Origin of the sequence: Acinetobacter sp. AOR43_HL (assembly GCF_027854635.1) — a bacterium.
GTDB classification, from domain to species: domain Bacteria; phylum Pseudomonadota; class Gammaproteobacteria; order Pseudomonadales; family Moraxellaceae; genus Acinetobacter; species Acinetobacter pittii.
Genome location: NZ_JAKTHX010000008.1, coordinates 172,929 through 187,441 on the forward strand (window position 1 = coordinate 172,929; position 14,513 = coordinate 187,441).

Below are 14,513 nucleotides of genomic sequence, written 5' to 3' on the forward strand. Positions count from 1 at the left end.
GGAGTGTTGAAACGTATTGCTGTAACAGCGCTTTGTGTCGCAAGTTTGTCAGGTTGCGCAAGTTTTATTTCTGGTGGAACAGGTACAGCTCCAGTCGGAACAGATAGTGGTGTACGTAGCTTAGGTCAGGTATTCATTGATTCTTCAATTAAACGTACAGCGAATATTAACCTCTATAAGCTTGATCAGCGTTTTAAACAATCACGTATTAATATCGAAAGTTTCCATAGTACTGTTTTATTAACAGGACAAGTGCCAGACCCATACTTGAAACAATTGGCAGAAGACAATCTTAAAGCCATGAGTGATGTAAAAGCTGTACATAACTATATTACCGTGGGTAATAAGGTCAGCTATAACACGATCATGCAAGATGCTGGTGTAACTGCAAATACACGTGCTCTATTAATGAAAGCGCCAGTTGTATCGGACAGTAAAGTACTTGTCCATACCGAAGACGGCGTACTTTATGTGATGGGCCGTTTAAATACAGCTGAAATTAATGATTTAAATAATGTGCTTCAAAATGTGGGTAACGTGACCAAAATTGTGACACTCATTGATAACGTTGATTTAGCACCTGCGCCAGCGGCGAGTACTGCTAGTGCAACGACTACACCAATTATTAATAACGTCATTGCTCAACCAACAGTTCAAACTCCTGTTGCAATTGATCCTGACCAAACAGATCCAGCTTCGAATGCACAGTAATATATGAATCTGATTGAACAACTACAAAGTAAAATTGAACAGGCGCGAACTCTCTATAAAGAGTTCCGCCTTTATGATTTGGGGAGTTTTGCTTTAAACCGTTTTACGCCAAAAGATGGTTTTGAACAGGTCGCAAATGTACGTTATGGTCTAAAGCCGCGTCACCGTTTGGATATTTACCGATCTGTTAAAAAACTAGCACATCAGCCTCTTATTGTTTTTGTACATGGTGGTGCTTGGCAACATGGTAATAAGCGAGATTATCTTTTTATTGGTGAGACGTTTGCTAAAGAAGGCTATGACGTTGCAGTTATCAACTATCAATTAGCTCCTAAAAATATTTTTCCGAGTTTTGTTGATGACCTGACTCAGGCATTGAATTATTTACATCAAAACCAAGACAAACTAGAAATTTCTACAGAAAATGTTGTGCTTATGGGGCATTCAGCAGGGGCATTTAATGTAATGTCTGCTGTTTATCACCCAACGCCAAATTCTATTCAATGTTTAGGAAATATTAAGGCGATTTTCGGTTTAGCTGGACCTTATCATTTTGATTATAAGGGTGACCCACTAGCTGAAGATGCTTTTGATCAAAGTATTTCTTATCAAGAAGTGATGCCATACTATTTCGTCAATCAAAATAGTATTAAACATTACTTACTCATGGCTGAAAATGATCAGCTTGTCGGCAAAGAAAATACGTTGGATTTGGATCGGGCTTTAAGACAGAGTGGAAATCACAGTCATATCGCTGTGATTCCCAAAACTGGACATATTACAATTTTGGCCAGTCTTTCTAGCTTTATTAGCCACTATTTCAGAACGAAAAGAACGATCTTACATTTTCTCGAAGAAGTGTTTTAAACGAGAGTCTCGTTTACAACACGGCAGATTACCCAGCTTGGGTAATCTGCATAATCATTGAATGAGCAATACTTCCTTTAAACGGAATCTCAGGTAATTGATCAATTTTGAAGAATTGTGCATCTGCAATTTCTTCTTCTTGAAGCTTAATTTCACCGGACTCATATTCTGCCCGAAATGCCACCATAAGGTTACTTGGGAATGGCCAAGGCTGGCTGGACATATACTGAATATTTTTAAGTTTTAAACCTACTTCTTCAAAGGCTTCACGTTGTACTGCCTCTTCAAGTGTTTCGCCTACCTCAACAAAACCTGCAATCAAACCATACATATTGGTTTTGTTATGAACTGACTTAGCCAGCAAGATTTCATCATCACCACGAGTAATGACGGTAATAATGCAAGGGTTTACACGAGGATATTGGTGGTAGCGACAAGAAGGGCATACCATTGCATATTCGGTTGGATGAACTTCTGTCGGATGTCCACAGTGGCTACAAAACTTATGGTTACGTCGCCATTCAAGTAATTGAACAGCACGGCTCGCTTGCAAAAACTGTTCTTTCGACCAGCTGGTAATAAGCTGGCGAATTGGGACAAGTTGTAAGCCTTCGGGGATAGGTTCCTCAGCAAGCAAGTCACGTGCAATGACTTGCTCATCATGAGTGAAAAGTAAATCACTTGCTAACTTTTCGACTTTGGGTAGTTGGAGATTCTGGTCAACCAGTAATTGTTGATGATGGAAAATATAAGCAAGTGATAATTCAGACATTAAGCTGCCTTTTTTTGAAGTTGTTGACTACTCGACAATGCTACATTAAACATGGATTGTAGAACAGGTTGTTTATTTTTTAAATTGTCAACTAACATGTCAATGCCTGCTAATACGTTAAAAATACAGTGAATTTGGTCTGTATTAAAAGGCTGGTTTTGTTCAAGTTGCTCTTGAACAAATTGGGCAGTTTGGAGTAAAGCATGTTGTTGCGTCGTACTTCCTAAAAATTCAGCTGCACCCGCTAACTCTTTTAATGAACCTGCAATGGCTTCAATATTTTGTGTCTGATCATTGGCATACAAAGTAAGACTCTGACAGATAAAATCAATTAAATTTTTTGTCTCGGTAAGCAAAGCTTGATGAGCTTCATCAAGACGGTCTAAAGAAATCGCCGTATTATTTACGCTAAGTTGTAGACGATTTGACGTGTAATTGCGTACCAAAATACCAATTGAGTTCATAGCAGATAAAATGCTGTTCATCAGCTGCTGAGCATAGTTTTCATCACTTAAAATGTTAAGTTGACTTAAACTGCTGGCTTGTTGAGAAAGAGCAGATGCGGCTTCATCAAGGTTTAGAAGTTTAAAGGTATGAGCCAATTGTAAAAGGCTCACTTGTAGTTGCTGTGCTTTTTCAGGCGACATATTTTGATAGTTGTATTCAATATCGTTCCGCACCTTATTCATTTCATCTAAGATTAATTGGCTGACTGTGTGCATCGTGTCAAAGTCCGGACCAAAGAGATGGCGACTTAAAATGAGTAATTGAGTATCAGTTGGTGTTTCATCACCAATATGAAGCTGGTTACGAATATGGTGAGCAATCTCATCTTCTTGAGCAATAACAATACTTAAAATATCTGCGAAGGCAGCTAAATTGGGCTCAAAACTTTCGGGCGCTGCTAAAAATAGAGCAATATGACTTTCAATATTAATCAGTACACGTAGACGTGAATCATTTAAAAGTAGGTTATCAATATGGTTAAAAGCATAATTGACGAGCTGCCAATACTTTTGGCTTGGCTGAGTGTTCGCCATGCTGACCAAATAGGTTGCAATAAGTTTAAAGGCTTGAAAATTCTGAGCTGAAGCTGTCTTTTTTAAAAATTGGTGTAGAGATAGTTTGTATAGTTGATGGATGAACTGAGTTTTTTCACTAATTAATATTTCAGGCAAGGGCAGTTCAAGCGAAGTATTTGCAAGTAAAGGAACAATAGCTTGTCCGGAGGTAGTCAGTGGCTTATTTAAAGCCAATTCTAAATTATTTAAGGTCGTAAGAAGAAATTGTGGAACTTGTATTTCACGCAAACAGATAAATTCAATATAGCGCTTTACCATGGTCGTGCCTTCACTTAGGGCAACCACATCATCCGTATTAATTTGGGTTGGATTCGCAATAATTTTTTGCATCAACTCAGTCGAATATTGAGTGATTTTTGCAAGATAAGGAACATCAATTAAGCGTAGAACTTGAGTGCATTGTTTAAATTGTTCTAATGCATCATCAATACCAAAAGGGAGAGCCTGTTCTTCAATTAAGGTACTTACTGCACCTTCAACCAGTTTTATTGAACGATCAATTTCATGTTTAATGATGAGTAAAGCTGTTGGATCGAAATGAATCGACGTATGCTCAGACATAAACGTTCCCCTTTGCAAAAAAATCAATTGTTATATTCGTAGTGCTCAATAATTTGAGCTAAAAATCTATGCGACTAATATAACTTAACTTACAAAGGGGAAAAGCTAAAAACACTAAAGAATCAAAAATTTATTTTGCAAAAAGGCAAGGTTCTCCGTGTTTTTCCTCATATTCTTTGACCCAAGTCTCATGTGTATTTAACTCTTCATCTGAAGGGTAAATTACAGGGAGGTCAATTTGAACTCTGCTTCTATTGGTTGTTTGCTGGCTATTTTCACTCTGAGATAAGGCATCTATATCAAAAGAAACCTGACCACCAGTCATTGCCAAGTAGACATCAGCAAGAATTTCAGCATCGAGTAATGCGCCGTGGAAAGTACGGTCACGTGCTGGAATTTCATAACGTCTTACAAGCGCATCAAGGGAGTTTTTTTGTCCCGGATGTTTGTTTTTCGCTAAAGCTAAAGTATCCGTTACCTCACATACTTCAGAAAGTGCAGGAAGCCCTACGCGTTTAAACTCCATATCAAGGAAGTTCATATCGAAGGTCGCGTTGTGGGCAATAATCTCTGCACCTTTGAGATAATCAAATAAGGTGTCAGCAATGTCTGCATAGAGCGGTTTATCTTTTAAGAAATCATCACTGATACCGTGGATGTTTTCTGAGTCTCCCACTGGTTTTTGTGGGTTAATATAAATATGAATCGAGCTACCCGTAAGCTTACGGTTAATCATCTCAATCGCGCCCACCTCAATAATGCGGTCGCCATCTTGGAAATAAAAACCAGTAGTTTCCGTATCGAGAATCAGTTGTCGAGGACCTTGTAATTTTAACTTGGCTTCGGTCACAACGATTTGAGGATGAATGTTATTGGTTGGCTGCTTACTTTCTTGTTCGACAGTTTCAACTTCAATAATTTCTTCTTCCACAATAATCATCTCAACTTCTTCAGATGCTTCAAGATGGATATTTTCCTCTTCTGTTGCGCCAGCCAGATCAAACCCGAAAGGGTCATCTAGCAGCCAGTCCTCTTCAGGCTTTTTTATATCTTGCGATACAGTGGCAGACTGTGGTTGCTTGAGTTCTTTCGCAGTTTTGTCTGCACCTAAATTAGCAAGCTGGTCTGCCATTTCATTGCCCGGGTGTCCTGCGTGGCCTTTAATCCAGTTCCACTCAATATTTCTACCTGCACAGACAGCATCTAATTTCTGCCAAAGGTCAGGATTTTTTACATCTTTCCAGTTTTTCTTTTTCCAACCATGAATCCACTCAGTAATACCTTGCTTCACATAATTTGAATCTGTCCAGATAATCAAATGTGCATCGGCTGGGCAAAATGAAACACCTTCAATGGCAGCAGTGAGTTCCATACGGTTATTGGTCGTATCAGGCTCACCGCCAAATAATTTATGTTCACCCTGCTCAGTAATGACATATGCGCCCCAACCACCTAAACCCGGATTGCCACGACATGCACCATCAACATACAGTGTGATTGTTTGAGACATAAATCGAAACCTAAACTAAAAGAAAAAGAACTGAATATGGTGTATTGTATACGCAAAAAGTTCGGTTCCATCGTATCAAAGCAAGGTTTTTTTAATTTCTTGTAACATTTCCATGCAAATGACATTAAATTATTGCCTTGTCTATCTTGCATGCTTTACTACAATGGCATCGAAGACCTAGGGTTTGTGGGCAGACCCCAAAAAAATATTACGCGAGTTGTTTGGAAGTTTTTATGTATAAACCAACCACATTTGTGTGGCAGCCATCTGCAGCATCATTGTTTAAAATTACCGTACTTAGCTCTGCGTTAGCTGCGTTGGGTATTACAACAGGCTGTTCATCGACTCCGCAATCTGCAAAAACCTCAAAATCGAAACAGGTCAGTGGTGCAGGTTATTTAGATGCGAGTAGTCTTGATTCATTGGAAGACTTACTTTCAGCAACTGATATGCGTGCTGTAGAAGGTGACCGTCTGCTTATTTTAAAGCATGGTGATGTCTGGAAACGTATGTCTGTTGGTTTCAAAATGGATTTGAACCATTGGGATTCGCGTATTGAAGCTCAGCGTAGTTGGTTTATTTCTCGTCAGCCTTATCTTGATCGTTTAAGTGCCCGCGCAAGTCGTTATTTGTACCATACAGTTAAAGAAGCTGAACGCCGTGGTTTGCCGACAGAACTTGCACTCTTACCTGTAATTGAAAGTTCATATGACCCAGCTGCAACAAGTAGTGCTGCAGCAGCAGGTTTATGGCAGTTTATTCCGAGTACTGGCCGTATTTATGGCTTAAAGCAAACAGGCATGTATGATGGCCGTCGAGATGTTGTTGAGTCGACTCGTGCTGCCTATGAGTTTTTAGGAAGCTTATATAACCAATTCGGTTCTTGGGAGCTTGCTTTAGCAGCCTATAACGCTGGACCGGGACGTATTCAACAAGCAATTAACCGAAATCAGGCAGCAGGTTTACCAACTGATTATTGGTCTTTAAAATTACCTCAAGAAACCATGAACTATGTTCCTCGTTTCTTGGCTGTTGCCCAAATTATTAAAAATCCAAAAGCTTACGGTATTTCTTTACCACCAATTGCAAATAGACCCCATTTCCGTGAAGTGACTTTATCTGCACCTTTATCTTTAAATGAAATTGCTTCTGTAGCTGGATTAAGTCGTTCGGAACTCTATGCATTAAACCCGGGATATCGTGGTGAAATGGTAGACCCTGCAAGTCCAATGCGTATCTTGATTCCGGCGGATTTAAGTCCTTCAATTGATAATAAATTAAAAGGTATGACGTCTGGCGGTGGTTCAGGTTGGTGGGCAAATGTGACCTCACCATCTAAGCCAGATGTAAGTGCGTCAACATCTGTGACAATTAAAACCATGCCTGCAAATCAGGTTCAACCGGTTAAACCGTCTACACCTACTAAAACAACGAGTAGCTCTACCACGGTAAAAACTTCAACTCCACGTGGGTCTGATGCTTTAGCCGCGTTTGCAGCTTCGGCTGATGTACCAAGTGCTCCACGTATTCCTGTTGCTGTGACACCTGCGGCAAATATTAAGCAAGTGAAGACAGAGCCACCAATCTCGGCTGCAGAACGTGAAAAGATTTTAGCGGCAGTTCGAGCTGAAGGTGAGAAAGAAACAGTTCAACAAGCTTTAGAGCCACAACCAACGCAGGCTGAAAAAGATCAAGTAGTTGCCGAGTTAAAAGCTATTGCACCACAAGGAACAGAAATTGTTGATCCTTATGATGGCAAAATTAAATTAACTGCGATTCAAACAAGTCAGTCAGTTGCAGAGCAACAAGGTAAAGAAGTAAGTAAAGGTTTTGCATATCCAAAAACTTTAGCTGAAGATGTGACTGTGGCTAACTCTGAAGATGGGCAGCGTAATAAAGACAAGCCTTACATTAAAACTGACACAGATGTAGTGGTTGTGCAGCCTAAAGGCAAACGTAGTACCTATACAGTTTTACCGGGTGATACTTTAGCCGTTATTGCGATGAAAAACGGCGTAAACTGGCGCGATGTTGCTAAGTGGAACCAGATTGATCCTGAGAAGACGTTATATGTTGGTTCAACGCTTTACCTTTATGATGCTAAGCCACAAGAAACTCAAACGACTTCAAAAAGCACAGCTAAACCAGATGTATATGTCGTTCAGGCTAACGATAGCTTAAGCGGTGTGGCAAACCAGTTTAATTTGTCAGTAAGACAATTGGCTGAATATAACGATTTATCAGTGACTGATGGCTTATTTGTTGGGCAAAAACTACAGTTAAAAGAACCAAAGAATAGTCGCGCAAGTACTAAAGCCGAGCCAAAAGCAGTTCAGGCAAGTGCAAAACGTATAGCAACTAAAAGCTATACTGTGAAGCGCGGTGAATACCTTAAATTGATTGCAGATCGTTATGCGCTCTCTAATCAGGAACTTGCTGAATTAACTCCGGGATTAACTGCGGGCAGTAACTTAATGGTAGGCCAAAAAATTAATGTGCCTACACAAGATATTTCTGTAGATGAAGTTGCTGAAACTAAGGCTTCTAGTAAATCTGAGAAAGCATCAGCAAGTGTTTCTTATAAAACAGAAGGCTATAAAGTACAACGTGGTGATACTTTATCGAGTATTGCAACTAAATCAAAAATTAGCCTAGCTGAGTTAGCCGAATTAAATAACTTAAAAGCAAATAGCCATGTACAGCTTGGTCAAACTTTAAAAGTACCGGCAGGCTTAAGTGTTCCAGAACAATACGTTGTACAGTCTGGCGATAGTTTAAATGCGATTGCGAGTAAATATAATTTGCAAACAAGCTATTTGGCTGACCTAAACGGTTTGTCTCGTACTGCTGGTTTGCGTGCTGGTCAACGCTTAAAACTAACAGGTACGGTTGAAGAAGTGCCAACTAAATCTTCTAAAAACGCCAAAGAAGAAACACCAGAAACTTATACAGTTAAATCTGGCGATAGCTTAGGTAATATCGCTAATCGCTACCATTTACAGCTGGACTACCTTGCTTCATTAAATGGTCTTTCACGCAACAGTAGCGTTCGTGTGGGGCAGCGTTTAAAGCTAACGGGTGATGTGCCTACAGTTGAAACAGCTAAAGTAGATACTAAGTCTTCAACTAAAACAGTTGCTGCTGGTAAAAACACTGAAAGATATACGGTTAAATCTGGTGAGTCTTTAAATAGTATTGCGAGCCGTGCTGGTATTTCAGTGCGTGAACTGGCTGAAATGAATGCATTAAAAGCAAATGCTAACTTACAGCGCGGTCAGAATATTGTGATTCCAAAAACTGTCGTGGAATACAAAGTGAAGCGTGGTGATACCTTAATCGGTCTTGCGAGTAAATATGGTTTAGAAACCAATTTATTGGCTGAGCTGAATAATTTAACGCCTTCTACTCAGCTTCGCATTGGTGATGTGATTAAAGTGCCTAATTTGTAAAATAATTAGTCATTTATGCATAAATTAAATTTTCAACTGAGCCTGCTAGTCGGGCTCAGTGTCATTTCCCATAGTGTTTTTTCTGCACAACAAACCAATTCATATATAGCGATTCATTCTAAGCCTAAATATTTAGAAATGATGGCTATGCCATATGCAAACCCTAATGCACCTAAAGGTGGCCTATTAAGTCAGGCAGCTCAAGGAACTTTTGATAACCTCAATAGTATGAATGGGAAAGGGAATGCTACAGAAGGCGTTAATTATCTTTTTGATACCTTAATGACTCAATCACTTGATGAGGTTGGAGTTTTATATCCGCTTTTGGCTCAGAAAGTGAGTTATGACCCAGAAAAAACGCAATCAGTGACTTTCTATTTAAACCCTAAAGCGCGTTTTAGTAATGGGCAGCCAGTCACTGCGGCAGATGTTAAATTTAGTTTTGATGCCTATCAGACTAAATCTAATTTAGGTTTGCAAATGTACCTTGCTGATTTAGCAAAAACAGAAGTAATAAATGCTCATCAAGTAAAGTTTAGTTTTAAGTCTACACATAACCCTAAAATGCCATTCATTTTGGCAACCTTACCCATTTATTCAAAAGCAGATTGGCAAAAAAGAGATTTTAGCCGAATTACCTTACAACCGATTATTGGTTCGGGGCCATATGTAGTTGAACGAGTTGATCCGGGTAGAAGCATCAGTTATAAAAGAAATCCAAATTATTGGGCAACAGATTTACCTATTAATAAGGGGCGTTATAACTTTGACCGCTTGAGATATGTTTATTATCGAAATTGGGATATTGCTTTTGAAGGATTTAAATCTGGGCAATACACTTTGCATGAAGAAACTAATCCTAAAAAATGGGTAACTGATTACCGGTTTCCAGCCGTAAAAGCAGGGTTGGTTTCTCAATATAAGTTTCGTCACCATAATCCGATTGCCACTGAAAGCTATGTTTTTAATACGCGACGAAAACCTTTAAATGATATTCGTTTTAGACAAGCCTTAACCTATGCCTATGACTTTGAATGGCAGAATAAAGCTTTGTTTTATGGGCAATATCAGCGCCTACAAAGTTATTTTGAAAATAGTGAATTAGCAGCAACAGGTCGACCTTCAAAAACTGAATTAGAGTTGTTAAAACCGTTATTACCTAAGTTATCTCCACTCATGCAGCAAGGTGTGTTAGCAGATTGGAAATATCCAGTGTCGGATGCGAGTGGTTTCAATCGTCAGAATTTATTAACGGCACGGCAATTACTGATACAAGCTGGCTATAAAGTTAAAGAAGGACAGCTATTTACACCTGAAGGAAAAAAAGTTCAGCTTGAGTTTTTAATTCAGCAAGATGGTAAACAACGAACACTTTTACCTTTTATTCGTAACTTAAAAAAGTTAGGTATTGCAGTTAATTTGCGTCAGGTTGATGCTCCGCAATATTTAGAACGGACTCGTCGTTACGATTTTGATATGACCACAATGAATTTGCCTCAATCTCTCAATCCGGGAAATGAACAGACTCAATTTTGGGGGAGTATCGCCGCAGCTCAGGATGGAAATTACAATTATGCGGGAATCCGCAACCCAGTAATTGATCAAGTGATTTCAAAACTCGTTGCGAGTAAAAATCGTGAACAGCAGGTTATTTATACTCGCATTCTCGATCGAATGCTTAGAGCTGGTTATTATCAAATCCCGACCTATGGTAAAGGTGAAAACTGGTATGCTTATTGGAATATGTATCAACAACCTAAAGTTAAACCAGCACTTTCTTCTGGGATAGAATATTGGTGGAGTGATGCAAACAAAGCCAAAAAAGTTGCCAAATATTTACATCAACAATAAAAAGCACCTGCCATAAAGGAAATCCTGTTATATGGGTTCATATATTCTCAAGCGACTTCTTTTAATGATTCCCACATTATTCGTCATTTTATTGATTAATTTTGTGGTTGTGCAAATTGCACCGGGTGGGCCAGTTGAGCAAGCAATACATCAGGCACAAAGTGATTTGGGAATTGGTCGTGCATTGAGTGCAGAAACTTATTATCAAGGTGCTCAAGGTTTAAGCCCTGAAATGGTTGAGCAAATTAAGGCTCAGTACGGCTTTGATCGTTCTGCGCCTGAACGGTTTTTCTTAATGTTAAAAGGCTATTTAACTTTAGATTTTGGACAAAGTTTATTTAAAGATAAACCTGTTGTGCAATTGTTGTGGGAAAAAATGCCTGTTTCCATTTCACTTGGGCTGGTGAGTACTTTACTCATTTATCTCATTTCTATTCCGCTGGGAATTAAAAAGGCAAAACAGCAGGGCTCTTGGTTTGATCGCTCCACTTCTTTAATCCTCGTAGTGGGGTATGCTGTACCAAGTTTTGTATTTGCGATCTTGTTAGTTGTTTTTTTTGCAGGTGGGTCTTACTTCCAATGGTTTCCATTACAAAATTTAGTCTCAGATAACTTCCATCAACTTAGTCTCTGGGGCAAAGTTACCGATTATTTATGGCATATGACTCTGCCACTCATTACGATGGTATTAGGCGGTTTTGCCAGTTTAACCTATTTAACTAAATACTCATTTTTAGAAGAACTCAATAAGCCCTACGTTTTGGCAGCCTATGCAAAAGGGTTGGACAGCCAACAGGTCTTATATAAGCATGTCTTTCGTAATGCTATTTTAGTTGTGCTCGCAGGGTTGCCAGAAGCGTTAGCGGGCATTTTTTTTGTGGGTAACCTGTTTGTAGAAATTATTTTTCATTTAGATGGGGTGGGGTTGTTGGGCTTTGAAGCAATTGTTCAGCGTGATTATCCTGTTATTTTTGGGGTTTTATTTTTCTTTACTTTATTTAGCCTAATTTTACGTCTCATATGTGATGTATTGTACCAATGGATTGATCCAAGAATTCACTTTGATGCACAAGGAGGCAAATAATGTCTCTGATTGTGCGTACACGATTACAGCGTTTTAGGCAGCATAAATTGGGCTGGGCCAGCTTTATTTTATTTAGTCTGATTTTGGTTTTATCCTTAGCTGCGGAGTTAATTGCTAACGATAAACCGCTGTTAGTGAAGTATGAAGATTCTTACTATTTACCCGTGTTAAAAACTTATCCTGAAACTGCGTTTGGTGGGGTGTTTGAAACAGAAGCTGATTATAAAGACCCTGCTGTACAAGCGCTTATTAATACTAAGGGATGGGCAGTTTGGCCCCTCATTCAATTTTCATATCAAACACCCAATTTAGACTTAGCCGTTCCTGTGCCATCACCACCTTCCAAGCAAAACTGGTTGGGAACAGATGATCAAGGAAGGGATGTTTTCGCCCGTATTCTTTATGGATTAAGAGTATCGTTGCTTTTCGGTTTAGCCTTAACCTTTTGTTCCGCTTTATTTGGAATTACCGTAGGTGCCATTCAAGGTTACTATGGCGGTTGGGTCGATTTGTTGGGGCAACGTTTAGTTGAAGTCTGGAATGGCTTACCCATGCTCTTTATGGTCATGATTTTAGTCAGTATGTTTGTTCCAAATGTATATTGGCTATTTTTCATTATGTTGTTTTTCGGCTGGACCGTTTTGGTAGGTATTGTTAGGGCAGAGTTTTTAAAAGCTCGTCAGCTTGATTACGTTCGTGCAGCCCAAGTTTTGGGAGTGACCGATCACGCGATTATTTTTAGGCATATTTTGCCAAATGCGATCAGCTCGAGTTTGTCTCAGTTACCTTTTATTTTAACAACTAACATTAGCGCTTTAACCGCTCTTGATTTTTTAGGTTATGGTCTGCCGCCAGATGCTGCCTCTTTAGGTGAATTATTGCTACAAGGTAAAAATAATTTAGATGCGCCATGGCTAGCAATTTCAGGCTTTTTTAGTCTGGCGATTGTTCTTTCACTTTTAATCTATATTGGGGAGGCGGCTCGTGATGCTTTTGACCCAAGAAAATAATTTAAATCCCGCTTTAGCATTATTAAAAGTAGAGCAACTTTCGGTTCAAACTAAAGAAAAAAAGGTTTTATTGGAAGATCTGAATTTTTACTTAAATGAAGGGGAAACATTGGCTATTGTGGGCGAAAGTGGTTCAGGTAAATCGATGAGCTGCTTAGCAATAATGGGCTTGCTACAAGAAAAATTAGAAATAACGGGTCAGGTCTGGATTGATTCACAAAACATGCTTGAGCTAGATGAAAGAGCTCAATCAAATTTACGTGGTCGACAAATCGCTATGATTTTTCAAGAGCCTGCTACTGCGTTAAATCCGCTCCATCGGGTTGAAAAAATTATAGGTGAAAATCTTCTTTTATCTGGTTTTTCAAAACTTGAAGTCCGGCAGCAAATATTTGAACTGTTAAAAGATGTGGGAATTGTTGAACCAGAACAAATTTTAAAAAGTTATCCTCATGAGCTTTCTGGAGGGCAAAGACAACGTGTCATGATCGCGATGACATTGGCACTTCGGCCTAAAATTTTGATTGCTGATGAACCTACTACTGCGTTGGATGTGGTTTTACAGATACAGATTTTAGAGCTATTAAAATCTTTGCAAAGCAAATATGGGATGGCACTTATTTTAATTAGCCATGACCTCAATTTAGTGCATCGCTATGCTGAGAAAGTTATTGTATTGCAAAATGGGCGTGTAGTAGAGCAAGGTGAACTGAGCCAAATCTTTGCAAATCCTAAAACAAGTTATACAGCACAGTTGTTAGATCATGATTTTGGCAGTGTAGAGTCTAGACCTGCTCAACAGAATGTTTTATCAGTTCGACAGCTCAGCGTGAAGTTTCCTATAAGAAAAGGAATTTTAAATCGTATTCCAGGGTATTTCACCGCAATAGAAGATTTGAGTTTTGATGTTGCTCAAGGTGAATCGCTTGGGGTGGTTGGTGAAAGTGGTGCTGGTAAATCATCCCTGGCGATGGCTTTGGTCCGACTTATTAAAAGTGAAGGGCAGATTATTTTTTTAGGTCAAGATTTAAATCAGCTACAGCCTAAAGCCCTACGCTTGATGAGATCAAATTTTCAACTTGTATTCCAAGACCCATTTGGAAGTTTAAACCCGCGTATGACAGTAGGGCAGATTATTGCTGAAGGATTGAAAGTGAAAGCAGTAGCTGATAACGAGATCAAACAGCAAGTTGAATCTGTATTGGTAAAAGTTGAATTGGCTGAAGATTTTCAACACCGTTATCCTCATGAACTTTCAGGTGGACAGCGTCAACGTGTCGCCTTAGCCAGAGCTTTGGTAGTGCAACCGAAACTTTTAATTTTGGATGAACCTACCTCTGCCTTAGATCGGACCACGCAAAAAGCCATGATCAAGTTGTTGAGACAATTACAGCAAACTGAGCAGTTAAGTTATATTTTCATTAGTCATGATCTCAATATAGTAAAAGCACTTTGCCACAAAGTGATGGTATTACGTCATGCAAAAGTTGTTGAATATCAGGAAACTGAACTCTTATTTTCTAAGCCTAACAGTGAATATACGAAACAGTTAATTAAAGCATCCTTTTAAAGATATTTTTTAATTTATTGTTTTATATAAATAAATTTTGGTTAAA

10 protein-coding genes are annotated in these 14,513 nt (G+C 39.0%); 7 read left to right on the plus strand and 3 right to left on the minus strand.

Translation table 11 applies throughout. The features are described 5' to 3' along the window. Positions 1–3 precede the first annotated feature (3 nt). A complete protein-coding gene (locus tag MKL33_RS05115; RefSeq protein WP_002117601.1) occupies positions 4–711 on the plus strand; it encodes a BON domain-containing protein in 708 nt (235 codons plus the stop codon). Positions 712–714: 3 nt separating this feature from the next. Further along, on the plus strand, positions 715–1,578 hold the full coding sequence (locus MKL33_RS05120; protein WP_270906600.1) for an alpha/beta hydrolase: 864 nt from the start codon (positions 715–717) through the stop codon (positions 1,576–1,578). Positions 1,579–1,606: 28 nt separating this feature from the next. Here MKL33_RS05120 and nudC read toward each other — a convergent pair whose 3' ends face one another. The 3 genes from nudC to dnaQ form a co-directional block, all read right to left on the minus strand. Then, positions 1,607–2,350 carry an NAD(+) diphosphatase gene (gene nudC / locus MKL33_RS05125; protein ID WP_005070517.1) on the minus strand — a complete coding sequence of 248 codons (744 nt, stop codon included), beginning with the start codon at positions 2,348–2,350 and terminating at the stop codon, positions 1,607–1,609. Then, on the minus strand, positions 2,350–3,993 hold the full coding sequence (locus MKL33_RS05130; RefSeq protein WP_161281832.1) for a chemotaxis protein: 1,644 nt from the start codon (positions 3,991–3,993) through the stop codon (positions 2,350–2,352). Before MKL33_RS05130 ends, nudC begins: the two co-directional genes overlap by 1 nt. A 130-nt stretch (positions 3,994–4,123) precedes the next feature. Further along, complete coding sequence (dnaQ, locus tag MKL33_RS05135; protein ID WP_270906601.1) at positions 4,124–5,503, minus strand: DNA polymerase III subunit epsilon; 1,380 nt, start codon at positions 5,501–5,503, stop codon at positions 4,124–4,126. Positions 5,504–5,736: 233 nt separating this feature from the next. On the opposite strand from dnaQ, the gene MKL33_RS05140 reads away from it, so the two are divergent. From MKL33_RS05140 to MKL33_RS05160, 5 genes are read left to right on the plus strand one after another with little or no spacing between them, the layout of a single operon-like run. Beyond that, positions 5,737–8,952 (plus strand): lytic transglycosylase, encoded by a 3,216-nt coding sequence (locus MKL33_RS05140; protein ID WP_270906602.1) that lies wholly within the window; start codon positions 5,737–5,739, stop codon positions 8,950–8,952. 15 nt (positions 8,953–8,967) lie between these two features. Then, positions 8,968–10,803 carry an extracellular solute-binding protein gene (locus tag MKL33_RS05145; RefSeq protein WP_270906603.1) on the plus strand — a complete coding sequence of 612 codons (1,836 nt, stop codon included), beginning with the start codon at positions 8,968–8,970 and terminating at the stop codon, positions 10,801–10,803. A gap of 31 nt (positions 10,804–10,834) precedes the next feature. Then, a complete protein-coding gene (locus MKL33_RS05150) occupies positions 10,835–11,887 on the plus strand; it encodes a microcin C ABC transporter permease YejB (RefSeq protein WP_270906604.1) in 1,053 nt (350 codons plus the stop codon). Continuing rightward, positions 11,887–12,897, plus strand: coding sequence for an ABC transporter permease (locus MKL33_RS05155; RefSeq protein ID WP_270906605.1), 1,011 nt, complete (start codon positions 11,887–11,889; stop codon positions 12,895–12,897). The genes MKL33_RS05150 and MKL33_RS05155 overlap by 1 nt, the downstream gene beginning before the upstream one ends. Beyond that, a complete protein-coding gene (locus MKL33_RS05160) occupies positions 12,872–14,467 on the plus strand; it encodes an ABC transporter ATP-binding protein (RefSeq protein WP_270906606.1) in 1,596 nt (531 codons plus the stop codon). Before MKL33_RS05155 ends, MKL33_RS05160 begins: the two co-directional genes overlap by 26 nt. The last annotated feature ends 46 nt before the right edge of the window (positions 14,468–14,513 follow it).